This is a genomic window from Janthinobacterium sp. TND4EL3, assembly GCF_900156175.1.
Taxonomy (GTDB): Bacteria; Pseudomonadota; Gammaproteobacteria; order Burkholderiales; family Burkholderiaceae_D; genus Janthinobacterium.
This window is the reverse complement of sequence record NZ_FTMV01000001.1, coordinates 479,446-502,399: the sequence shown is the minus strand read 5'-3', so window position 1 is coordinate 502,399 and position 22,954 is coordinate 479,446. Positions and strand designations below refer to the sequence as shown.

The 22,954-nt window shown below is 60.7% G+C and carries 17 protein-coding genes; 9 read left to right on the top strand and 8 right to left on the bottom strand.

The genetic code is table 11. The annotated features are described in order from the left end of the window. Positions 1-51: 51 nt before the first annotated feature. From BXA07_RS02215 to rpsL, 6 genes are all read right to left on the bottom strand, one after another. Positions 52-2,814, bottom strand: coding sequence for a TonB-dependent receptor plug domain-containing protein (locus BXA07_RS02215; protein WP_244556148.1), 2,763 nt, complete (start codon positions 2,812-2,814; stop codon positions 52-54). Between the two features lie 489 nt (positions 2,815-3,303). Then, positions 3,304-3,621, bottom strand: coding sequence for a 30S ribosomal protein S10 (rpsJ, locus tag BXA07_RS02210; protein WP_038497056.1), 318 nt, complete (start codon positions 3,619-3,621; stop codon positions 3,304-3,306). A 179-nt stretch (positions 3,622-3,800) separates the two neighbouring features. Next, positions 3,801-4,991: an elongation factor Tu gene (tuf, locus tag BXA07_RS02205; RefSeq protein WP_076565134.1), complete on the bottom strand. Its 1,191-nt coding sequence runs from the start codon at positions 4,989-4,991 to the stop codon at positions 3,801-3,803. A gap of 72 nt (positions 4,992-5,063) precedes the next feature. Beyond that, a complete protein-coding gene (gene fusA / locus BXA07_RS02200) occupies positions 5,064-7,169 on the bottom strand; it encodes an elongation factor G (RefSeq protein WP_076565190.1) in 2,106 nt (701 codons plus the stop codon). A gap of 108 nt (positions 7,170-7,277) precedes the next feature. After that, complete coding sequence (rpsG, locus tag BXA07_RS02195; protein WP_010394377.1) at positions 7,278-7,748, bottom strand: 30S ribosomal protein S7; 471 nt, start codon at positions 7,746-7,748, stop codon at positions 7,278-7,280. 152 nt (positions 7,749-7,900) lie between these two features. Continuing rightward, on the bottom strand, positions 7,901-8,284 hold the full coding sequence (gene rpsL, locus BXA07_RS02190; protein ID WP_076565188.1) for a 30S ribosomal protein S12: 384 nt from the start codon (positions 8,282-8,284) through the stop codon (positions 7,901-7,903). A 423-nt stretch (positions 8,285-8,707) separates the two neighbouring features. Here rpsL and BXA07_RS02185 point away from each other — a divergent pair, with 423 nt between their 5' ends. Next, positions 8,708-10,636 carry a phosphoethanolamine transferase gene (locus tag BXA07_RS02185; RefSeq protein ID WP_076565186.1) on the top strand — a complete coding sequence of 643 codons (1,929 nt, stop codon included), beginning with the start codon at positions 8,708-8,710 and terminating at the stop codon, positions 10,634-10,636. Here the strand turns inward: BXA07_RS02185 and BXA07_RS02180 are convergent, their stop codons facing one another. Next, positions 10,637-12,229, bottom strand: a complete 1,593-nt coding sequence (locus BXA07_RS02180) for a MutS-related protein (protein ID WP_076565184.1) — start codon at positions 12,227-12,229, stop codon at positions 10,637-10,639. It abuts the gene before it with no gap. Positions 12,230-12,473: 244 nt separating this feature from the next. Between BXA07_RS02180 and BXA07_RS02175 the strand changes: the two genes are divergently transcribed. The 8 genes from BXA07_RS02175 (at position 12,474) to BXA07_RS02140 (ending at position 21,434) form a co-directional block, all read left to right on the top strand. Continuing rightward, complete coding sequence (locus BXA07_RS02175) at positions 12,474-13,742, top strand: efflux RND transporter periplasmic adaptor subunit (RefSeq protein ID WP_076565182.1); 1,269 nt, start codon at positions 12,474-12,476, stop codon at positions 13,740-13,742. A gap of 29 nt (positions 13,743-13,771) precedes the next feature. Then, positions 13,772-14,500, top strand: a complete 729-nt coding sequence (locus tag BXA07_RS02170) for an ABC transporter ATP-binding protein (protein ID WP_076565180.1) — start codon at positions 13,772-13,774, stop codon at positions 14,498-14,500. A 9-nt stretch (positions 14,501-14,509) separates the two neighbouring features. Further along, the gene (locus BXA07_RS02165) at positions 14,510-15,820 is read left to right on the top strand and encodes an ABC transporter permease (protein WP_076565178.1); all 1,311 of its coding nucleotides are present in this window, start codon (positions 14,510-14,512) and stop codon (positions 15,818-15,820) included. Between the two features lie 29 nt (positions 15,821-15,849). Beyond that, entirely contained in the window at positions 15,850-17,085 is a 1,236-nt protein-coding gene (locus BXA07_RS02160) for an ABC transporter permease (RefSeq protein WP_076565176.1), read from the top strand. Positions 17,086-17,131: 46 nt separating this feature from the next. Next, positions 17,132-18,478, top strand: a complete 1,347-nt coding sequence (locus BXA07_RS02155; protein ID WP_076565174.1) for a sigma-54-dependent transcriptional regulator — start codon at positions 17,132-17,134, stop codon at positions 18,476-18,478. Further along, complete coding sequence (locus BXA07_RS02150) at positions 18,478-19,833, top strand: sensor histidine kinase (RefSeq protein ID WP_083707996.1); 1,356 nt, start codon at positions 18,478-18,480, stop codon at positions 19,831-19,833. The genes BXA07_RS02155 and BXA07_RS02150 overlap by 1 nt, the downstream gene beginning before the upstream one ends. A 237-nt stretch (positions 19,834-20,070) precedes the next feature. After that, on the top strand, positions 20,071-20,595 hold the full coding sequence (locus BXA07_RS02145) for an FxDxF family PEP-CTERM protein (RefSeq protein WP_076565172.1): 525 nt from the start codon (positions 20,071-20,073) through the stop codon (positions 20,593-20,595). A 59-nt stretch (positions 20,596-20,654) separates the two neighbouring features. Next, positions 20,655-21,434, top strand: a complete 780-nt coding sequence (locus tag BXA07_RS02140; protein WP_076565170.1) for a spermine/spermidine synthase domain-containing protein — start codon at positions 20,655-20,657, stop codon at positions 21,432-21,434. Positions 21,435-21,449: 15 nt separating this feature from the next. Here the strand turns inward: BXA07_RS02140 and BXA07_RS02135 are convergent, their stop codons facing one another. After that, positions 21,450-22,922: a MocR-like pyridoxine biosynthesis transcription factor PdxR gene (locus BXA07_RS02135; RefSeq protein ID WP_076565168.1), complete on the bottom strand. Its 1,473-nt coding sequence runs from the start codon at positions 22,920-22,922 to the stop codon at positions 21,450-21,452. Positions 22,923-22,954 lie beyond the last annotated feature (32 nt).

Sequence of the window (22,954 nt, the reverse complement as noted above, 5' to 3'; positions counted from 1 at the left end):
TTTGACACGCCCGGCATCGGCACCGGGCGGTGGGGTATCAGCTGACGACGATCAGAGGAAGGTGTAGCTGGCCGTTACGCCGATACGGCGCATCTGGAACGATTCAGCGTAGCCTCTGCGCCACTGCACCGGTGCAGCCTTGTCGAACAGATTGTCAATGAACAGGCTCAGACGCGTGTTCTTGATGCCGCCGTACGACAGGTTGTAGTCGACCGTGGTGTTGCTGCCTACGCGCGAGCAAACACCCATGTTCTCAGCCGAAACCTTGTTGGTAACGCAGTAGGTTGGCGAAGTCTGGTTGTCGTTGCTAAAGCCGCTGGCGTAGTTCAGGGTCATGCCGTGGTCGAACGAGCCGGCCTTCAGGCTGGCGCGCAGCTTGGTCTTCAGACGCGAACCCAGGTCATAGTTACCGGCCAGGTTGGTGTCATAGGCATTGTCGGTCACGCTGAATTCCTGGTATTTCCACAGGTAGCTACCTTCCAGTTTCAAACGAACCTGGCCGATACCGGTGTTGAAACGGCCACCCGCGTCGAAGTCGAAGCCCGAAGCACGGGTCTTGCCACTGTTGACGTATGGGTTGTACAGCAAGCCGATCGCGCCAACGCCGCCGAAGTTGGTGGTATTGCCCGGTGCGTATTTTTTCACCAGTGCCAGGAATTGCGCATCGGAAGCCGAGTTATCGACACGCACCAGCTGTCCGGCTGGCAGGCCAGCTTCGCCGCGCAGGATGTCGGCCACCGAACGGGTACCGATTTCGTCCTTGCGTTCGATATGGTAGTAGTCCAGTGCCACGGTCCAGTTCTTGACCGGTTCGAAAACGAAACCAGCGGTGATCGAACGCGAGGTTTCCGGTTTCAGGTCCTTGTTCGCCGACACGAAGCTAGGCACGCCGCCTTTGCAATCACTGTTCTGGAAGGTGTTGCCCTGAGCCTTGTCAACGCTGGTGGCTGCCGGATTGTTCTGCACCAGATTGTTCAGAGCACTGGCAGTTGCGCAGCGGCGCGGGTCGCTGACATCGGTAGCAAACGAACTGCGGCCCAGGCCGTTACCGGTTTCGACGATGTTAGGCGCGCGGAAGCCGCCAGCGGCCGTAGCGCGCAACAACAGGGTGTCGGTGGCGTTGACGCGCAAGCCCAGCTTTGGCGAGAAGTGCACGTCGCTGTTGGTGGACTTGTCGGCACGTACCGCTGCGCTCAGTTCCACACGCTTGACTACCGGAATGGTCGCTTCGGCGAACAGGGCGTAGTGATCCATGGTGTCTTTGACTTGCAGGCCGGCGATGCCGACCAAGTCACCACGCAGCACGTTGTCCGAACTGGCCATTTCATACTTTTCGCGGCGGATGTCGGTACCGAATGCCACGTTCAAAGGACCGGCAGGCAGTTGCGCCACTTCACCGGACACGGTCGCGTCGACGAAAGTGATTTTCGATTCACCCTTGGTGGTACGCACCGGGAACATCGACTCCAGCAGCGCGGCATCGTTTTGCTGGCCGAACTTGTAGGTGCCGTTGACGATGGCATTGGTGTAGCCGGCCGCGCTCACGGCACGGGTGGCCTTGGTTGCCTTCGAGTTCATGTAGCCGACTGCGGATTTCCAGTCGAAATTGCCGATGTCGCCATTCAGACTCAGCATGACACGCGTCTGATCGGACTCGGTGCGGTTGAAGTTGAAGCCATTACCGGTGTCCATCATGCGGGCACGGTATTCCACCGGCGTCGCATACGGATTCATTGCATGGCCAACCGGCAATTTTGGATAGAAGTATGGACCGACCATCTTGCCGTTGATCGCATCGTACCAAGTGCTCGACGAGGTGGTGGCGCTACCGTTGCTGACGTTGAACGGGGTGACGATGTAGTCGTTGCTGGCACCGGCATTGGTGATCTCGAAGTTGGCGTCGATATCCTTGCCGATGCGGAAATGCGTGTTGCTGGCCAGCGCATAGCGCTTGGCATTGGTGGTCAGGCCACTATACGGCAGGATATCCATCTTGCACAGCTTATCCTTGGCATCGATCTTGTCAGCCGGGCAGCCGGGCGCGGCGACGATGTTCGTGCTGTTCAGGAAGTAGTTACCGGTTGGCGAGAATGCGCTCAGGGCATCCCAGGTCGAACGGCCCGGGGTCTGGCGGTGCCAATCCGGATAGTGACCGCGCAGGTCGTCGACGGTGTAGCCGTCGTTCTTGTACGCTTCATACGTCAGGTAGGTGTTGAAACCGTCCTTGTCGATATCGCCATAACCGACGATACCGGAAACGTTGCGGCTGCGCTGGTCTTTGAAGCCTTCGGTTTCCTTGTAGTTGCCGGTGATCTTGGCGCCTTCGAAGTTCTTCAGCAAGATGATGTTGATCACGCCAGCGATGGCGTCGGAACCATAGATTGCCGAGGCGCCGTCTTTCAGGATCTCGATGCGCTCGATGGCGGCAGCCGGGATCGCGTCCAGGTTGGTGAAGTTTTGCTGCGCGCCGTCGGCCAGGCCGTATTGTGCAATGCGGCGGCCGTTGACCAGCACCAGGGTCGCGACCTTGCCCAGGCCACGCATGCCCACGCCCGAAGAACCCGTGGCAAAGCTGCCCGAGCTGTTGTTCGACGAGTCGATCGAGGTGCTGATGGCAGCGGAGGAATTCAGGATGCCCAGCGCCGTGGTCTGGCCGGTGCGCTCGATGTCGTCGCGGGTCAGAACCTGCAGCGAACCGGCTGTTTCAGCTTCGGTACGCTTGATGCTACTGCCGGTGACTTCAACGCGTTGCAGTTTTTCTACGGGTTCGGCAGCTTGTTGTGCCGTGGCATATTGAGAGAAAGCCAGTGTCAATGCAATTGCAAGGGTACTTTTCTTCAGACGTGGTGAGTGGTTAATTGCCGTACTTTTCAAGACTACTCCTCAGATATTGTTTTCATTTTATAAATCGATACGTTCTATTGACCGCTTTTGTAAAACGATCACACATTCTCACGTATTTTACAAATCTCTCACATTTATCCCGCGTGAGAAAGAGAAAAATTAACAATTGTTGTTTTATGCCCACTTTATATCCCGGCCTGTTGTTTTCTGGAATCAATTTGACACACATCCAGAGGAATTGACGAGCTTGCCGGGCGTAAAACAGAATAGAAAATGAGGCTGAAGAGAGCAAAAAGACAAGGTAGTAACGGCAAAACACTTGCACCAATAACAATGGGGCTGGATGTGTTCGCGGTTGCAAACAAATCCAGCCCCATCATCCGGCGGCGGGATACCCGCCTGCCTGGAGCAACTATCAAAACTTGCTGCTGCAGTTTTGACAATTGCCCTTAAAAACTCTTATTGCAGTTTAATTTCGACATCAACACCAGCTGGCAGGTCCAGCTTCATCAGCGCGTCAACGGTTTTGTCCGTTGGGTCAACGATGTCCATCAGGCGTTGGTGCGTACGGATCTCGAACTGATCGCGCGAAGTTTTGTTGACGTGCGGGGAACGCAGCACATCGAAACGCTGAATACGGGTAGGCAGTGGTACTGGGCCTTTGACGACAGCGCCGGTGCGCTTCGCGGTTTCAACGATTTCCAGAGCGGACTGGTCGATCAGTTTGTAATCGAAAGCCTTCAGGCGGATACGGATTTTTTGGTTTGGTGTCGACATGGTATTTCCTTAAAAGAACGAACCGCGCGGTCTGCACGGCAATGAGGTAACACGGGAATTTCTGACGCAACAACCGTCAGGGTCGACATGATAGCACCAAAATGCTTGCCAACCCCGGCAGTTGAATAAAAAGAAGGGCGCCGGGCGACGACGCGTCTTCTTTTATGCAGGCTTAAGAATTAAGCCAGGATTTTTGCAACAACACCAGCGCCGACGGTACGACCGCCTTCACGGATAGCGAAGCGCAGACCTTCTTCCATCGCGATCGGGTTGATCAGCTTGACGGTGATCGACACGTTATCGCCTGGCATGACCATTTCTTTGTCTGCTGGCAACTCGATCGAACCAGTCACGTCCGTCGTGCGGAAGTAGAACTGTGGACGATAGTTGTTGAAGAATGGCGTATGACGGCCGCCTTCGTCTTTCGACAGAACATAGATCTCGCCGGTGAAGTGGGCGTGCGGCTTGATCGAACCTGGCTTGGCCAGAACTTGACCACGTTGCACGTCTTCACGCTTGGTGCCGCGCAGCAGCAGACCAACGTTGTCGCCTGCTTGACCTTGGTCCAGCAGCTTGCGGAACATTTCCACGCCGGTGCAAGTCGTCTTGACGGTATCGGTGATGCCGACGATTTCGATCTCTTCGCCGACTTTGATGATGCCGCGCTCGATACGACCGGTTACCACGGTACCGCGACCCGAGATCGAGAACACGTCTTCCACTGGCATCAGGAATGCACCGTCAACAGCGCGCTCTGGCGTTGGAATGTACGCATCCAGGGCATCGGCCAGACGCAGAACTGCTTCCACGCCCATTTCGCCTTCGGCGCCTTCCAGAGCCATACGTGCCGAACCCTTGATGATTGGCAGGTCGTCGCCTGGGAAGTCGTATTTCGACAACAGCTCGCGCACTTCCATTTCAACCAGTTCCAGCAGTTCTGCATCGTCAACCAGGTCGCACTTGTTCAGGAACACGATGATGTATGGAACGCCAACTTGGCGGGCCAGCAGGATGTGTTCGCGGGTCTGTGGCATTGGGCCGTCAGCTGCGGAGCACACCAGGATCGCGCCGTCCATCTGCGCGGCACCGGTAATCATGTTCTTGATGTAGTCGGCGTGGCCTGGGCAGTCAACGTGAGCGTAGTGACGGGTAGCCGTTTCGTACTCAACGTGGGCGGTGTTAATCGTGATACCGCGCGCTTTTTCTTCTGGAGCTGCATCGATCTGGTCGTATGCTTTAGCTTCGCCGCCGAATTTCTTCGACAGAACCGTTGCGATTGCAGCGGTCAGCGTGGTTTTACCGTGGTCGACGTGGCCGATGGTGCCGACGTTGACGTGCGGCTTGGTCCGTTCGAATTTACCTTTTGCCATTTTATTCTTCCTTAGAACAATGATTTAAATGTAGGGACCGGCATTCTCGTGAAAGCCGGCCCGGAACTTCTATTACTTAGCTTTCGAGCTTACGATGGCTTCAGTCACATGCTTCGGAGCTTCCGAATAGTGCTTGAATTCCATCGTGTAAGTCGCACGGCCTTGCGTCGAGGAACGCAACGACGTGGCGTAACCGAACATTTCCGACAGAGGCACTTCGGCCTTGATGATCTTGCCGCCACCACCAGCAATTTCATCCATACCTTGCACCATGCCGCGACGCGACGACAGGTCGCCCATCACGGTACCGGCGTAGTCTTCCGGCGTTTCCACTTCCACGGCCATCATCGGCTCCAGGATGACTGGCGATGCTTTGCGGCAGCCGTCTTTGAATGCCATCGAAGCGGCCATGCGGAATGCATTTTCGTTCGAGTCAACATCATGGTACGAACCGAAGAACAGCGTGACTTTAACGTCAACAACTGGGTAGCCAGCCATCACGCCCGAAGGCAACGTGTCGCGCACACCTTTTTCAACTGCAGGGATGTATTCGCGAGGAACGGTACCGCCCTTGATCGCGTCAACGAATTCGAAGCCCTTGCCTGGTTCTTGCGGTTCGATCTTCAGAACCACGTGACCGTATTGACCACGACCACCCGATTGCTTGACGAATTTGCCTTCCGACTCTTCGCACACTTTACGGATCGTTTCGCGGTAAGCCACTTGTGGCTTGCCGACGGTGGCTTCAACGTTGAATTCGCGCTTCATGCGGTCAACGATGATGTCCAGATGCAACTCGCCCATACCGGCGATGATGGTCTGGCCCGATTCTTCATCGGTGCGCACGCGGAACGATGGATCTTCTGCTGCCAGACGGTTCAACGCCAGGCCCATTTTTTCCTGGTCGGCCTTGGTTTTTGGCTCGACTGCCTGCGAAATCACCGGCTCAGGGAAGACCATGCGCTCCAGCACAACACTTGCCTTTTCGTCGCAAAGCGTATCGCCAGTGGTGGTGTCTTTCAGACCCACGACGGCGGCGATGTCGCCAGCGCGCATTTCCTTGATCTCTTCGCGTTCGTTCGCTTGCATCTGCACGATACGGCCGATACGCTCTTTCTTCTGCTTCACGGAGTTCAACACCGAGTCGCCCGAATTCAAGGTGCCCGAGTAGCAACGGATGAAGCACAGCTGACCCACGAACGGATCGGTTGCGATCTTGAATGCCAGCGCCGAGAATTTCTCGTTGTCGTCAGCTTTACGCTCAACTGGCTGCTCATCTTCGTCCAGACCAGGTACTGGCGGAATGTCGATAGGCGATGGCAGGTACTCGATCACGGCGTCCAACATTGCCTGTACGCCCTTGTTTTTAAAGGCGGTACCGCACAGCATTGGAACGATTTCGCTGGCGATGGTACGTTGACGCAAGGCAGCCTTGATCTCGGCTTCCGACAGGTCGCCTTCTTCCAAGTACTTGTTCATCAGGTCTTCGGACGCTTCAGCAGCGGCCTCAACCATGTTCTCGCGCCACTTGGCAGCATCAGCGGCCAGGTGTGCAGGGATGTCTTCGTATTCAAACTTCATGCCTTGCGAAGCGTCGTCCCAGATAACCGCTTTCATCTTGACCAGATCGATAACACCGGTGAAGACGTCTTCAGCACCGATAGGCATCTGAATAGGTACTGGGTTGGCTTTCAGACGCGAACGCATCTGATCGTAGACCTTGAAGAAGTTGGCGCCGGTACGGTCCATCTTGTTCACGAAGGCCAGACGTGGCACTTTGTACTTGTTAGCCTGACGCCATACCGTTTCCGATTGTGGCTGCACGCCGCCGACTGCACAGTAAACCATGCAGGCGCCATCCAACACGCGCATCGAACGTTCCACTTCAATGGTGAAGTCAACGTGGCCTGGGGTGTCGATGATGTTGATGTGGTGCGCTGGGAAGTTGTTTGCCATGCCTTTCCAGAAGCACGTAACAGCAGCCGAGGTAATCGTGATGCCGCGCTCTTGCTCCTGCGCCATCCAGTCGGTGGTGGCAGCACCGTCATGCACTTCGCCCAGCTTGTGGTTCACGCCTGTGTAGAACAGGACGCGCTCGGTCGTGGTCGTCTTACCTGCATCGATGTGAGCGGAGATACCGATATTGCGGTAGCGCTCAATGGGGGTCTTGCGGGCCATAATTAATCCTAAATGAATGGACAAAACCGAGCAGCATTTTTTTGCAAAAATGAGCCCGGCCTCGAACAACAGATGCTTGACAGCCGCCTTGCGGTAGCTGGCTTTATATTAGAAGCGGAAATGCGAGAACGCTTTGTTCGCTTCAGCCATACGATGGACTTCGTCGCGTTTTTTCATCGCGCCGCCGCGGCTTTCAGCCGCTTCCATCAGCTCACCGCCGAGGCGTTGTGGCATCGATTTTTCGCTGCGCTTGTTAGCAGCTTCACGCAACCAACGCATGGACAGGGCCATACGACGGACTGGGCGAACTTCGACCGGCACCTGGTAGTTTGCACCACCGACGCGACGGGATTTCACCTCAACCAGCGGCTTGGCGTTGTTGATTGCGGTAGCAAAAACTTCGAGCGGATCTTTGCCCGATTTTGCTGCGATGTGCTCGAAAGCACCGTAGATGATGTTTTCTGCAACCGATTTCTTACCGGACAGCATCAGCACGTTTACAAATTTAGCGACATCAGTGTTGCCGAATTTTGGATCTGGCAAAATTTCGCGCTTGGGTACTTCACGACGACGTGGCATATCAATTCCTTTCAATCTTCAGTTGAGCGCGCGTTCTTCGCACACTCGCGGACGACCATCATAGTCTTCCACTTACTCGACCAGATGCGGTCGACTACATTCACTTAGCTAGTTGCCACTGAGCGAAACTTGGGTTTGCTACATACAACTTATTACTTCTTGCCAGCTTTAGCGCGCTTGGTACCGTACTTCGAACGCGATTGCTTACGGTCTTTAACGCCTTGGGTATCCAGGGCACCGCGAACCATGTGGTAACGCACACCCGGCAAATCCTTAACGCGACCGCCGCGCAACAGCACAACACTATGCTCTTGCAGGTTATGGCCTTCACCGCCAATGTACGAAATGACTTCGAAACCATTGGTCAGGCGAACTTTAGCGACTTTACGCAGAGCCGAGTTAGGCTTCTTTGGAGTCGTGGTGTAAACACGTGTGCAGACGCCACGTTTTTGCGGGCTGTTTTCCAGCGCCGGCGATTTGCTCTTGACGCGTACCGAAACACGCGGCTGGCGAATCAACTGATTGATGGTTGGCATCGTTATAAATCCAACAAAAAAATACGATTAATAACCCGGACAAGATGTCCGGCGACTAAAACCTCGTCCCGTTCTATCTGCTGCGCACCGCAGGCGCCCGCAGCCACTCGGTAAGGAGCGGCCATGGAATGCCAAGTAACACGTAAACGATGTGCAGAATAAAATCGAGAACTCGCTAGTTTAGACCTTGTGTTACAGGGGGTCAATCAGTTTACGGCTTTTTGCTATAAAAAAAGGCAAAAAACGGGGCCATTTGTGGCCTTTTGACTAATTTTGGATGATGACAACCAGACCGGAGCCGGCCAATATCATTAAATATTTGATATTTTTCCCTGCCTGTAAGCATTGCGCGAGGCCGTACTTGTATGACCGCAAAATGACAAAAGGATTGATAATAGCGGACATTTTTCGCTGCCCTCCCTTATGCGCCCCTTGCTTCGCCCCGCCACTGTGTTCCTGCTGCTGACCTATGCCCTGCTGACGGCCGTGCCCTTTGTCCCCGCACTGCTGGGGCGCCCGCTCGAACATCCCTGGCAGATGCTCACCTTCGAATTGCTGGCGTGGCTTGCCGTGTGGAGCATTTTCAAACGCCCCGCATATTTTCACTGGCTGCTGGCGCCCGCCTTCCTGGCCCTGCCGACGGAAATCTACCTGTTCATCTTTTATGGCCAGGGCATTTCCACGCATCACCTGGGCATCATCTTTGAGACCAGCCCCAAGGAAGCAATGGAGTTTCTGGGACAAAAAGTATGGCTGATGGGCGCCGTCATGCTGGGCGTGATCGCCTGGTGCCTGCTCAGCTGGTTTGCCGCCACGCGTACGCGCGCACTCGACTGGCGCGGCAAAACGCGTCCGGCTGCCTTCGCACTACTGTTCCTCTTGGGTGCCTTCTGGCTGTATGGCCACGAATTCGGTTTCAACGCCAGGCCCCCGCATGGCGCAGTCGCATTGGCCAAGGCCGCCAAATCATCGGCCGGCAGCAGCAAACCGGGCGCGTCCGGCTTTGGCGACGCCAGCTCGGCGGACGACGAAGCGGAAGAGGACGACGACGAGAGCAGCAAGCCCGAAAATGCCAGCATCGCCGGCGCCGACGAGACGGGCCTGGGATGGCCCAGCCTGCCCCACTGGGCCCGCCTCCCCTACGCCTTCGATACCATCAGCAATTCCTGGCCCTTCGGCCTGGCCGCGCGCGGCTTCGACTTCTACAAGGAACGCAAATACCTGGCCGAACTGGGACAGAAAAGCAGCCGCTTCCGTTTCGGCGCCCACCAGCAAAATCCCGATCCCCATCCGGAAGTGGTGGTCATGGTGATCGGCGAATCGTCGCGCTACGACCGCTGGAGCCTGAACGGCTATGAGCGCGACACCAATCCCCTGCTGAAACAGGAAAGCAACCTGGTGCCGCTGGCCGACGTCATCACGGCCGTTTCCGCCACGCGCCTGTCGGTGCCCGTCATCATCTCGCGCAAGCCGGCCACGCAAAGCCTCAAGGATGGCTTCTCGGAAAAGTCCTTCCTCACCGCCTACAAGGAGGCGGGTTTCAAGACCTACTGGCTGTCGAACCAGATTTCCTTCGGCCAGTTCGACACGCCCGTTTCCGTCTTTGCCAAGGAAGCGGACGTGGTGCAATTCCTGAACCTGGGCGGCTTTACCAACAACTCGAACTTCGACCAGGTCCTCTTCGACCCGTTCAAGAATGCGCTGGCCGACCCGGCGCCGAAAAAGCTCATCGTGCTGCACACCTTGGGCAGCCACTGGAACTACAGCCAGCGCTATCCGAAATCATTCGACAAGTGGCAGCCATCGCTGTTTGGCGTCGACAAGCCCGTCTACACGGACACGGCCATCAAGCCGCAGCTGAACAACAGCTACGACAGCTCGATCCTGTACACGGACTGGTTCCTGTCGAACGTGATCGGCATATTAAAAGACGATGGCCAGCGCATGGCCCTGCGCAGTTCGCTCGTCTACGTGGCCGACCATGGCCAGACCCTGTATGACGGCACCTGCCGCCTGGCCTTCCATGGCCACAACACGCAGTTCGAATTCCACGTGCCCGCCTTCGTCTGGTATTCGCCGCAATTCCAGCAGCACTACCCGGACAAGGTGACGCAGCTGCAGCGCCATCAGAAGGCGCGCCTGTCGACGGAAAACATGTTCCATACCCTGCTCGACCTGGGCGACATCCGCTTCGCCGGCGAACAGCCCGAGTGGAGCATCGCCAGCCCCCGCTTCAAGCAGCACAAGCGCTACGTCGACAGCTACGGCTGGACCAACTACGACAACGCCATCATCCGCGGCGACTGCCGCGAAGTGATCGACAAGAGCACGCCGGAAAAGCAGGAAAAATAGTCAATCGCCCGCCAGCACGCCCGCGCACTCGGCAGGCTGCGCCATGTGCGTGCTGAGCCAGTCGAAGACCTGGCCCGCCTTCGCCTCGATGGCGCGGCCGAAGCCCCGCTGCGCCAGCAGGGCAATACCATTGGTGACCTGCAGCACGCCGGGCGCCAGCAACAGCACGCCGTCGTCATCGCGCTGCACGCACCACGGCGCCAGGCAGTCCTCCAGCAACGGCCCCAGCACCAGGTTGTGCGACGAGACGATCACCAGATGGCGTGCCGCCAGCGTATGCAGCACGGCGGCGGCCGCCGCCACCGACTCGAGGTGGTTGGTGCCGCGAAAAATCTCGTCGATCAGGAACAAGGCCGGCGCGCCCTCCTCTGCCAGCGCCAGCAGTTCGCGCGCGCGCCGCAGTTCGGCGATATATAAACTTTCGCCACCATCAAGCGTATCTTCATTCTGCATGCTCGAATACAGGGGCATCGACGGTACGCGGGCCGCCTGTGCATAGCAAAAGCCGAATGCGCGCGCACTGATCAGGTTAAGTCCCACGCCGCGCAGCAAGGTGCTCTTGCCAATCGCATTCTGCCCCGAGATAAAGGCGCCACGGCCATCGAGCCGCAACGATAGCGGCACGGCGCCATCGAGCAGAGGATGCACCATGGCGTCGAGCGACAATTGCCGCGCACCGGCGTCCTGCGCCCAGCAGAACTGCACGCGGCCGCGCAGATGGCGCGCCAGGGCCAGGTCGGCCTCCAAGTCGGCCAGCAGCAGGAAGCTCTGGCGCAGGAAGGCGCGCTCGCGCCGCACCACGCGCAGGCTGTGAAAATAGCGGCGGATATTGCCCAGCATGAGCCAGTCGTCATATTCGCTCAGCAGGGGAATCATCTTGATCCAGCGCACTGGCGTGATCTGGCGGTTAAGCGCACCTGCCGCGCGGCCGCCTTCGCGCAGGTCCGCCGTGAACGGCGACGCCAGCGCAGCCAGGCGGCCATGCACCAGCAGTATCTGCTGCAAGGTGAAGACGCTGCGCTCCCAGGGCTTGCAGCGGTCATGAAAGCGCATCTGCAAGGCCATCAGCAAGAGCCAGACAGGCACCACTACGGCCCATGCCAGCGGCGCGACCAGCCATGCGGCCAACAGCGACAGCAGCAGCACCAGGGTAGGCAGCAGCAGCCAGCGGCTCCACCAAGGCGGCACTGGCTGCGGTGCGCCGCACAGCAGCGTCGCCACTTCCATTTCCGCCGTGCGCAGGGGCCGCATGGCTTGCTCGAGCATCGCCTGCTGTTCCGGCGCCGCCAGCAGCGCCGCGATGCGCGCGCGTGAAGCGACATCTGCCGTGCCGCTCGCCAGACGCTGATGCAGGCGCTGCTGGCCAACGATGCTGGTCTGCGCGGCAAGCTGCGCATGGTAGTCATCGAGCAGCATCTCGTTCCAGGTCTGGCCATCGAGTTGCAGCAGTCCGCCCTCGACCTGCTGCAGCATGGCGATGTCGCTGCGGGCAAACGGATAATCGAATTCCGCCGGCTCGGGCAGGCTGGCGAACTGGCGCAGCCAGCGTTTCAAACTGGCCAACGAGGAAGGTTTGGGGGGCGAGGCAGGCATCGTGCTCCAGAAAGGTGACCAGCATGGCGCCGCGCGCCATCACTGCGAGCAGCAGATCAGGACGATTGCCAGATTATCAAGACCCCTGCGCAACCTTCCTGTCCGCAGGGCGCGCGCGGACACCCACTGGACGGCGCGGACACGGCGGACAGCCGGACACTTTACATTTTTCCTTTACAAATCAGCGCCTTGGGTCTGGCACAGAATCTGCTAGCAAAAGAGTATTGTCCACGAAACGTCCACCATGATCCGCGATACTTCCTCTCAAGACGCCATACTGTCCGCCCCGCCGGGCCAGCGCCACAAGAAACGCGCCCTGCTGCTGGCGGGCGCCGTCATCGTCATCGGCGGTGCCGTCGCCGTGTTTGCCGGCTGGCGCAACAGCGAACATTCCGTCAATGCCAGCCGCCTGCGCATCGCCGACGTCACGCGCGGTACATTGATCCGCGATGCCGCCGTGAATGGCCGCGTAGTGGCCGCCATCAGCCCCACCCTGTATTCGACCACAGTAGCCACCGTGACCTTGAAGGCCAAAGCGGGCGACACGGTCAAAAAAGGCGATATCCTGGCCGTGCTGGAATCGCCCGACCTGTCCGATGCGCTGAAACGCGAACAGTCGAGCGTGCAGCAGCTGGAAGCGGAAGTGGCGCGCCAGCAAATTTTGGCCAAGAAGCAGAAACTGCTGGCCCGGCGCGAAGCCGACACGGCGGAAATCGAGCGCCTGTCCGCGCAGCGCACGCTGGAACGCTACGAAAGCGTGGCACAGGTGGGCATCATCGCCAAGATCGATTACCAGAAAGCCAAGGATGCGCTCAACTCGGCCGAGATCCGCAGCAAGCACGCCTCGCAGGCAGCGGGACTGGAAGGCGAAGACGTGACTCTGGCCCTGAAGACCAGGGTCAATGAGCTGGAACGCCAGCGCCTCGTCCGCGACAATGCCCAGCGCCGTGTCGACGAATTGACCGTGCGCGCGCCCGTGAATGGCTTCATCGGCACCCTGTCGGTGGCCAACCGCAGCGTGGTGCAAGCCAATACGGCGCTGATGACCCTGGTCGACCTGTCGCAGCTGGAAGTGGAGCTGGAAGTGCCGGAAACCTATGTGGCGGACATCGGCCTGGGCATGAGCGCGGAGATCGAAACGGGTGCCATCAAGGCTAGCGGCAAGCTCTCGGCGCTGTCGCCCGAAGTGGTAAAGAACCAGGTGCTGGCACGCGTGCGCTTCAATGGCGAACAGCCTGCCGGCCTGCGCCAGAACCAGCGCGTCACGGCGCGCCTGCTGATCGACGAAAAACCGAACGTGCTGATGCTGGCGCGCGGCCCTTTCGTCGAAGCCGAAGGCGGCCGCTTCGCCTACATCGTGCGCGACGGCGTAGCCATCCGCACCCCGATCAGGATGGGCGCGACCAGTGTCTCGGCCGTGGAAATCGTCGATGGCCTGAAGCTGGGCGACAAGGTCGTCGTCGCCGGCACGGAAGCGTTTGAGAACGCGGCCCGCATCTCCATCAATCAATAAACCGCATCCCATCCAGAAAGAGGCACGCCATGCTGCGCATGCAAAACCTGAACAAAGTCTACCGCACCCACATGATCGAAACGCACGCGCTGCGCGGCTTCGAGATCCACGTCAAGCAGGGTGAATTCGTCACCGTCACGGGGCCGTCCGGCTCCGGCAAGACGAGCTTCCTGAACATCGCCGGCCTGCTCGAGGAATTCACCGACGGCGAATACATCCTCGACGGCGTCAACGTGAAAGGCATGAACGACAATGCCCGTTCGCGCCTGCGCAATGAAAAGCTGGGCTTCATCTTCCAGGGTTTCAACCTGATCCCGGACCTGTCGCTGTTCGACAATGTCGACGTGCCGCTGCGCTACCGGGGCTACAACAGCGCGGAGCGGCGCGAACGCATCGAGGATGCCTTGGCCAAGGTGGGGCTGGCTTCGCGCATGAAGCACTATCCGGCCGAACTGTCAGGCGGCCAGCAGCAGCGCGTGGCGATTGCGCGCGCCCTGGCCGGTTCGCCAAAACTGCTGCTGGCCGATGAACCGACGGGTAACCTGGACACGCAAATGGCGCGCGGCGTGATGGAGCTGCTGGAAGAGATCAATGCGCAAGGCACCACCATCCTGATGGTCACGCACGATCCGGAACTGGCGCTGCGCAGCCAGCGCAATGTGCACATCATCGATGGCCAGGTGTCGGACCTGGTGCACAAGGGGCCGTCGCTGGCCGGCGGCCAATCGAAGGCGGGCGGTCACGCCGCCTGCGCCTGAGGAGCCGCCATGCTGCAATACTACTTCCGGCTGGGCCTGCGCAGCCTGCGTCGCAATCCGGCGCTGACAGCGCTGATGGTGCTGACCCTGGCCATCGGCGTGGCCGCCAGCATTTCCACCCTGACCATCCTGCACGTCATGTCGGGCAATCCCTTGCCACACAAGAACGGACGCATGTTCGTGCCGCTGGTCGACAATGGCTCGCTCACCGGCTACACGCCGGGCAACAAGTCGGGCGACAACCAGCTCAGCTACCGCGACGCCGTCAATTTCCAGAACAGCAAAATTGGCGAGCGCCGCAGCGTCATGTATGGCGTGGGCGGCGCCATCGAGCCCGAACGCAAGGATATCGGCGCCTTCAGCTCGCAGGGCCTGGCCGCCTACCGCGACTTCTTTGCCATGTTCGAAACACCCTTCCTGTACGGCCAGCCCTGGAGCGCGGCAGATGATGCCGCCGGCGCCGACGTCATCGTCCTGTCGCGCAAGCTGGCGGAAAAACTGTACGGCGACAGCAACCCGGTGGGCCAGCGCATGACCTTCATGGGCTTCCAATACCAGATCACGGGCGTGCTCGACAAATGGGAACCCGTGCCGCGCATCCACCGCATCATCGGCAGCGGCGCCTTTGGCAGCGAAGACAGTTACTTCATCCCGTTCAGCAGCGCGATCCGCCACCAGACCAGCCACAACGGCAGCATGAATTGCAGCGGCAACCGCGAACCGGGCTTTCAGGGCACGCTCGACTCGGAATGCACGTGGATGCAGTTCTGGTTCGAGATGGCCAGCGATGGCCAGCGCGCCGAGCTGCAGAACTACCTGGACAGCTATGCGCAGGAGCAGCGCAAGCTGGGACGCCTGGTGCGTGGCGCCCCCAACAGGCTGTTCACCATCGACGAGTGGATGGCGCACCTGCGCGTGGTCGGCAACGACAACAAGCTGTCGGCCTGGCTGGCCTTCGGCTTCCTGGCCCTGTGCCTGGTCAACACCATCGGTCTGCTGCTGGCGAAGTTTTCCGTGCGCGCCGCCGAAGTGGGCATCCGCCGCGCGCTGGGCGCCTCGCGCAGCGACATCTTCCGCCAGTTCCTCATCGAGACCACCGTCATCGGCCTGGCTGGAGGCGTACTGGGACTGCTGCTCTCCTTTGGCGCGCTGGCCCTGATCGGCATGCAGTCCAAGCAGCTGACCGTCGCCGCGCACATGGACTGGGTGATGCTGGCCATGACCTTCATCATTTCGGTGGCTGCAGCGATCCTCGCCGGCCTGCTGCCGACCTGGCGTGCCTGCCAGGTGACGCCGGCCATCCAGCTCAAATCCCAATGACCGCCACCTCCGCATACGAATAGGACACCATGGAAATCCGACCCATCCTGTCTGCGCTGCTGCGCAGCAAAACCGGCGCCATCCTGGTTGCCGTGCAGGTAGCGCTGAGCCTGGCCATCCTGGCCAACGCCCTGCATATCGTCAACGTGCGCCAGGAAGTGGCGGCGCGCCCCAGCGGCGTAGCAGCCGAAAGCGACGTCTTCCATCTGCTGGCGCGCAACCTGCGTCCGCTGGGCCACAATGAGGAACTGGCCCTGCAAAAACGCCTGGCCGCCGCCGTGCGCGCCGTGCCCGGTGTCGTCTCCGTGGCGCAGGTGAGCCAGGTACCGCTGTCGCGCAACGGTAGCAACAGCGGCTTCGCCGCCAGCCGCAAGCAGGAAAACAGCTCGGCCATTGCCGCCGTGTACATCACGCCTGACTCCCTGATCAAGACCTGGGGCCTGCAACTGCTCGAAGGACGCGATTTTACGCCCGCCGAAATCACCGAAATCGACCAGAACGTGACGGAGGTGTTCCCGCCGCAAGTCATCGTCACGCGGGCCATGGCTGAAAAATTCAATCCGGGCGGCGGCAGCGCGCTGGGCATGCCGTTGTTCCTCGGCACAGGCGAAGGCGCACAGCAATTGCAGGTCGTCGGCGTCGTCGAGCGGCTGCAGTCCCAGGGCGCGGAACTGGGCGAGCACGGCGAATACTCGGTGATCTTCCCCGTGCGCCTGACCGGTGACGGCGACACCCTGCTGACCATCCGCGCCGAACCAGGACAGCGCGACCGCCTGATGAAGGAAGCAGAGCAAGCCATCCGCGCGGCCACGCCGGACAAGCTGATCGTGCGCATCCGCAGCCTCAATGAAGACCGCGAAACGCGCTACCGTGCCGACCGCGCGCTGTCGTGGATGCTGATCACGGTATCGGCCCTGCTGCTGCTGGTTACGGCCAGCGGCATCGTCGGCATCGCCAGCCTGTGGGTCACGCAACGGCGCAAGCAGATCGGCGTGCGCCGTGCGCTGGGCGCGCGGCGCAGCGATATCCTCCGCTACTTCCTGACGGAAAATTTCATGATCACTTCCGTCGGCGTGGCTGCTGGCGTGGTACTGGCCCTGGCGCTGAACCACCTGCTGGTTAGCCAGCTGGAAATGACCCGCCTGCCCCTGCCCTACCTGCTGGGCGGCGCGCTGGTCTTCTGGCTGCTGGGACTGGCCGCCGTGTATGGCCCGGCCTGGCGCGCTGCCAGCATTTCCCCGGCCACGGCCACGCGCAGCACGTGACATATTGTCGCTGCCAGGGCGGGCATGACGATGTTATGCTGCGCACATGCCTACCGTACTGATTATTGACGACAATGCCGCCGTGGCCATCGCGCTCGACGTGCTGTTCTCTCTGCACGAGATCGACGCGCTGCGCGCCGCCTCGCCCGAGGAAGGCCTGGCGCTGCTGGCGCGGCATCCTGTCGACCTGGTGATCCAGGACATGAACTTCACGGCCGATACCACCTCGGGTGAGGAAGGCGGCGCGCTGTTCCACGCCATCCGCGCACGCCATCCCGACCTGCCCGTGATCCTGCTGACAGCGTGGACGCAGCTCGATGCGGCCGTCGACCTGATCAAGTCGGGCGCGGCCGACTACCTGGCCAAGCCATGGGACGACCGGCGCCTGATCGCCAGCGTGCAAAACCTGCTGGAACTGGGACAGGCAAACCGCGCGCTGCGCTCGCGCGTTCTGCAGGAACAGCGCCAGCGCCACGAGCTGGAAAACGGCTTCGACTTGCGCGGCATGGTATGGCAAGACCCGGCCACGGAGCGCGTGGTGCACCTGGCCTGCCAGGTGGCGCGCGCCGACGTCCCCGTGCTCATCTCGGGTCCGAACGGCAGCGGCAAGGAACGCATCGCCGCCATCGTGCAGGCCAATTCACAGGTGGCCAGCGGCCCCTTCGTGGTGCTCAATTGCGGCGCCGTGCCGGTCGACCTGATCGAGGCCGAGCTGTTCGGCGCCGAGGCGGGTGCCTACACAGGCTCCACGCGCGCGCGCGATGGCAAGTTCGATGCGGCCGACGGCGGCACCCTGTTTCTCGACGAGATAGGCAACTTGCCGCTGGCGGGACAAATGAAACTGCTGCGCGTGCTGGAAACAGGGCGCTTCGAACGCCTCGGCTCGAACCGCGAGCGCCAGGTGAAGGTACGCGTCATCAGCGCCAGCAATGCCGACCTGCCGGCCATGATACGCGCCGGCACCTTCCGCGAAGACCTGTTCTACCGCCTGAACGTGATTGAGCTGCGCCTACCGCCGCTGGCGCGGCGCCCGGCCGACATCCTGGTGCTGGCGCGGCATTTCCTCGGCACGGACAAGACGCTGGACGCGCAGGCGCAGGCGACGCTGCTGGCTCATGGCTGGCCAGGCAATGTCCGCGAGCTGAAAAACGTCATGCAGCGTGCCAGTCTGCTTACTCCCGGCCCAGAGATCCATGCCGAGGAACTGGGCCTGCCACCGGCAACGGCGCCACGCACGCCGCTCGATGCGGCCGCCACGGAACCGGACCGCGACAGCGTGGTGGCCGCGCTGTCGCGCGCGCAAGGCGTGGTGGCGCAGGCGGCGCAAGAGCTGGGTCTGTCGCGCCAGGCGCTGTACCGGCGCATGGAGCGCCTGGGCATCGCGCGCACCTGATGGCATCCGCCCAGCACTCGCCACTGCGCCCGAGAGGCCTGCGTCTTTCATTGCTGACGCGCTGGACGGCGCTGATCGTCACCCTGCTGGTGCTGGGTATGGGCATCGCCCTGCTGCTTGCGCATTTTCTACCAGGCCAGCCGTGGCTGGTGCTGGGCCTGTCCCTGCTGTGCATCGTGCCGATTGCCGTCATCACCATCCGCGCCCAACTGCAGGCGATGCTGTCGCTATTTCGCGCCTTGAGCGGCACGGTCGCCAGCTACCAGGATGGCGACTTCGCCTTCAGCCTGCGTTGGCCGCAGAACGATGAACTGGCCGATCTGGTGACCGCACATAATGCGCTGGGCGACGTGCTGCGCAAGCAGCGCCTTGACCTGGTACAGCGCGAACTGCTGCTCGACACCATGGTGCAGAACACGCCTGTGGCCATGCTGCTGGTGACCGAGGGCAGCGCCATCGTCTACGCCAACCTGGCCGCCCGCCATTTGCTCAACGAGGGCCGCCGGCTGGAAGGTCAGCACCTGGCCGACATCGTACGGAAAGCCGCCCCCGCGCTGGCCGAAGCCCTGGCGCGCGCCCACGACGGCCTGTTCACCAGCGGCGACGGGGAACAGGAGGAGGTGTACCACCTGGCCAGGCGCAGCTTCAGCCTGAACGGCCGCAAGCACGAGCTGCTGCTGTTGCGCCAACTGACCCTGGAGCTGCGCCGCCAGGAAGTGCAGACATGGAAAAAGGTTATCCGCGTCATCAGCCATGAACTGAACAACTCCCTCGCGCCACTGGCCTCGCTGGCCCATTCCGGCGCCGAGCTGGTGCGCCGCGGCCAGACCGAACGCCTGCCGCAAATCCTTGCCACCATCGAGGAGCGCACGCGCCACCTGGAAACCTTCATACTCGGCTACGCCCGCTTTGCCAAGCTGCCCGCCCCCCGTCTGGCCACGTGCGAGTGGCAACCGTTCCTCGACAGCCTGGCTTCGCAAGCGGCCTTCACGCTGGACGGCCCGCCGCCCGCGCAGGCGGCCGTGTTCGATGCGGCGCAAATGCAGCAGGCGCTGCTGAACCTGCTCAAGAATGCGATGGAATCGGGCTCAAAGGAAGAACAGATCGGCCTGCATTTCAGCCAGGCGCAAGGGCAGTTACGCATTGAGGTACGCGATCGCGGGCCAGGCATGAGCGGTATTGTGCTGGAAAACGCGCTGGTGCCGTTTTACTCCACAAAGCGTAGCGGCACGGGACTTGGCCTGGCGCTGGCGCGCGAAATCGTCGAAGCGCATGGCGGACGCATTACCCTGGCCAACCGCGAAGGCGGCGGGCTGACGGTCACCCTGATACTTCCATTACCAAGCGGAAATTAGTTTCCATCTTGACCATTTTTAGATCACAAATCGCCAACTATTTCTGAGTGCAATATTAACAATAACAATTTGAAATATTACAATTCCCTTGATCTCATGCCCGTGTGTTAGAAATAAGCTATTTAAGTTTGCATAGTGATATAGAAATAGCTCATTGACAACGAAATGTCTTGGCGATAATTTACCAACGCGGTACGGTTTTTTTGAAATATTAATCGTCTTTTCGCGGGGATCAACATGAAATTAAAATCACTCATCGCAGCGGCAGTACTGAGCGCAGCTTCCATCGGCAGCGCCAGCGCCGCCGCCTATACCGTCAATCTCGTCAATACCACGGGAAATCTTTGGACCAGCGGCTTCAACGCCGTGCCCAGCCCCCTCGGCGACTTCACCGATACCTTCACGTTCACTCCCAATGCGACCTTCGGTTCCACTGCGCAAGCCTTTCTCGCCAACCTTTCCGTCACGGGCTCGGATGGCTCCTCCATCAGCTTCACCAGCGCCAACCTGAATGGCATCAACCTGACGGGCTTTGGCAGCCCCACGCCCTTTGGCTATGCCCAAGGTCAAATCCTGGCGCCGACGAGCATCCTGTTCAATGGCCCGCTGGTCCTGACCGTGATCGGCAATACCAAGGGCGGCAGCTATGGCGGCACCTTCAACCTGAACCTGGCACCCGTTCCTGAACCAGAAACCTATGGCATGCTGCTGGCCGGCCTGGGCATACTCGGCTTCCTGGCGCGGCGCCGCAAGCAATCTTGAACGCTCCTACCCAAAGACGCTACGGCGTCTTTTTCTTTGGTGGCTGCTAAACTGGCGGCATGATGACCGACTTTACCTCTACCAGCCACACCGCTTTCAGCGACCCCGGCCATCCGCCGGCCACCACCACCGAACACCGCGGCATCCGCTACTTGCACCTGGGCACCAAGTGGGTGCAGGGCGCCATGCGCCTGGACAAGCCCGACGCCATCGAACTCGAATACGTGCAGATGATGATGATGTGGATGCTATTCAAGACGCAGCCCAAACGCATCGTGCAACTGGGCCTGGGCAGCGGTGCGCTGACCAAATTCAGCTACCGCCGCTTCCCCGATGCCACGGTCACGGCCATCGAACTCAATCCGAACGTGATCGCCATCTGCGGCGCCCAGTTTGCGCTGCCGACCAATGATGATCGCCTGGACGTGCGCGAAATGAATGCGCTCGACTTCGTGCTCAACCCGGTCAACCACGGCACGGTCGACGCGCTGCAAGTGGACCTGTACGACGAAGACGCGCGCGGCCCCGTACTCGATACACCCGAGTTCTACCAGGCCTGTTACGACTGCCTGACGGACGATGGCATCATGTGCACGAATGTCTTCGGCGACTTCCCCAACTACGACAAGAACCTGCAGGCGATGGAACTGGTCTTCGACGCCGTCGTCTGGGTGCCGGAAATGGAAGACGAGAACATCGTCGTGCTGGCATTCAAAAAATCGCCGTCGCTCGATTTCAGCGACTTGTACGAGCGGGCCGCCGCCATCAAAAAACAGTTCAACCTGCCCGCCAAGAACTGGGTCAACGGCTTGAAGCAGTGGATGCAGGACCAGCAGTAAGGCAGTAGCGCGGCATCACGCCGGCAGCAGCGCGCCCACGCGGCGCGCCAGGCCATCCATGTTCTCGGCTGGCACCTGCGCGTAGCCGAGCAGGAAGCCGTTCCAGCCCGGCCCCTCACCGGTGCCATGCGCGGATAGCGCCAGCGCCACGATGCCGTCCTGCGCTGCGCGGCGACTCAGCGCCATGTCATCCCATGCGCTATCGTGAAAACGCAGCGCCAGGTGCATGCCGGCCGTGCCGCCATGGATGGCCGCGCCCGCACACGCATGACGCTGCAAGGCCTCGCCCAGAGCGTCGCGGCGCTGGCGATACAGCCTGCGCATGCGACGCACGTGGCGCGCAAACAGGCCGCTGCGCAGGAACTCGGCCAGCGCCAGCTGTTCTGCCACGCGCCCCCGTGTGGCGCCCTGCGCCTGCATCTGCGCGAAGGCCCTGGCCAGCGCGGCCGGCACAACGATAAAGGCGATGCGCAAAGCGGGAAACATGGTCTTGCTGAAGGTGCCCAGGTACACTACCGGTGCGTCGGCTACCAGTCCCTGCATGGCGGCCAGGGGCGGCCCGCCATGGCGAAACTCGCTGTCGTAATCGTCTTCGATGATCAGGGCACCTGCCGCGCGCGCATGTTCGAGCAGCGCCATGCGGCGCGCGGGACTGAGCACGCTGCCGGTCGGATACTGGTGCGATGGCGTCGTGTAAATCAGACGCGGCGGCGTATCGCGCCAGTCCTCGTCCGTCGGCGCGATGCCATCCATGTCGACGGCGATACCTGTCACCTGCAAGCCGGCGCCACGGCCCGCCGCCAGCGCGCCACCATAGCCGGGGTGCTCGATCCACAAGGTATCACCCTGATCGGCAAAGGCGCGCAGGCACACATCGAGGCTGCTCTGCGTGCCGTCCGTGATGAACACCTGACTTGCATCGCAGACGACGCCGCGCGCGGCCCGCAAATGCTCGGCAATAGCCATGCGCAGCTGCGGCTCCCCAGCCGGATCTCCGTAGTTGAGCTGGCGCGGCGTCAGCGCACGCCACGCGCGGTCCAGCATGCGCCGCCACTGCGCCAGCGGAAACTCGTCCAGCGCCGGCACGCCAGGCGCAAATGCCCCCATCGCGTCGGCGGGAAACACCACCGTCGCATTCCTGTCCTGCCCCGCCACGCCGCGCAAATGTTGTGCGCGGCGCGACAAGCCATCCTGGCCACCGCTCACTGGCGATGCCACGGGCAGGCCGGCGCTGCCGGCGACGACGGTGCCGCGCCGGTCCGGCAAGACAAACCCTTCGCTGGCCAGCTGTTCGTAGGCATACAGCACCGTATTGCGCGCCAGGCCAAGTTCCGCCGCCAGCACGCGCGTGGCGGCCAGGCGCGTGCCGGGCGCCAGTTGGCCGCTGCGAATCGCGGTACGCAGGCATTCATGCAGCAGGCGCTGGCGCGACCAGCCCCGTTCGCGGTGCGTACACTCGAACGCGTTCAGCAGCAAAGCAAAATCCATGCGTCCCCTCCAACTGTGGCTCTAAATAATTC

Bases quoted from the DNA above. Each gene is read 5' to 3' on its own strand.
- BXA07_RS02165 (WP_076565178.1), top strand. From the start codon at position 14,510: ATGCTGCAATACTACTTCCGGCTGGGCCTGCGCAGCCTGCGTCGCAAT.
- rpsG (WP_010394377.1), bottom strand. From the start codon at position 7,748: ATGCCACGTCGTCGTGAAGTACCCAAGCGCGAAATTTTGCCAGATCCA.
- BXA07_RS02175 (WP_076565182.1), top strand. From the start codon at position 12,474: ATGATCCGCGATACTTCCTCTCAAGACGCCATACTGTCCGCCCCGCCG.
- BXA07_RS02135 (WP_076565168.1), bottom strand. From the start codon at position 22,922: ATGGATTTTGCTTTGCTGCTGAACGCGTTCGAGTGTACGCACCGCGAA.
- BXA07_RS02155 (WP_076565174.1), top strand. From the start codon at position 17,132: ATGCCTACCGTACTGATTATTGACGACAATGCCGCCGTGGCCATCGCG.
- BXA07_RS02160 (WP_076565176.1), top strand. From the start codon at position 15,850: ATGGAAATCCGACCCATCCTGTCTGCGCTGCTGCGCAGCAAAACCGGC.
- BXA07_RS02145 (WP_076565172.1), top strand. From the start codon at position 20,071: ATGAAATTAAAATCACTCATCGCAGCGGCAGTACTGAGCGCAGCTTCC.
- BXA07_RS02150 (WP_083707996.1), top strand. From the start codon at position 18,478: ATGGCATCCGCCCAGCACTCGCCACTGCGCCCGAGAGGCCTGCGTCTT.
- tuf (WP_076565134.1), bottom strand. From the start codon at position 4,991: ATGGCAAAAGGTAAATTCGAACGGACCAAGCCGCACGTCAACGTCGGC.
- BXA07_RS02170 (WP_076565180.1), top strand. From the start codon at position 13,772: ATGCTGCGCATGCAAAACCTGAACAAAGTCTACCGCACCCACATGATC.
- BXA07_RS02180 (WP_076565184.1), bottom strand. From the start codon at position 12,229: ATGCCTGCCTCGCCCCCCAAACCTTCCTCGTTGGCCAGTTTGAAACGC.
- BXA07_RS02185 (WP_076565186.1), top strand. From the start codon at position 8,708: ATGCGCCCCTTGCTTCGCCCCGCCACTGTGTTCCTGCTGCTGACCTAT.
- BXA07_RS02140 (WP_076565170.1), top strand. From the start codon at position 20,655: ATGATGACCGACTTTACCTCTACCAGCCACACCGCTTTCAGCGACCCC.
- rpsL (WP_076565188.1), bottom strand. From the start codon at position 8,284: ATGCCAACCATCAATCAGTTGATTCGCCAGCCGCGTGTTTCGGTACGC.
- rpsJ (WP_038497056.1), bottom strand. From the start codon at position 3,621: ATGTCGACACCAAACCAAAAAATCCGTATCCGCCTGAAGGCTTTCGAT.
- fusA (WP_076565190.1), bottom strand. From the start codon at position 7,169: ATGGCCCGCAAGACCCCCATTGAGCGCTACCGCAATATCGGTATCTCC.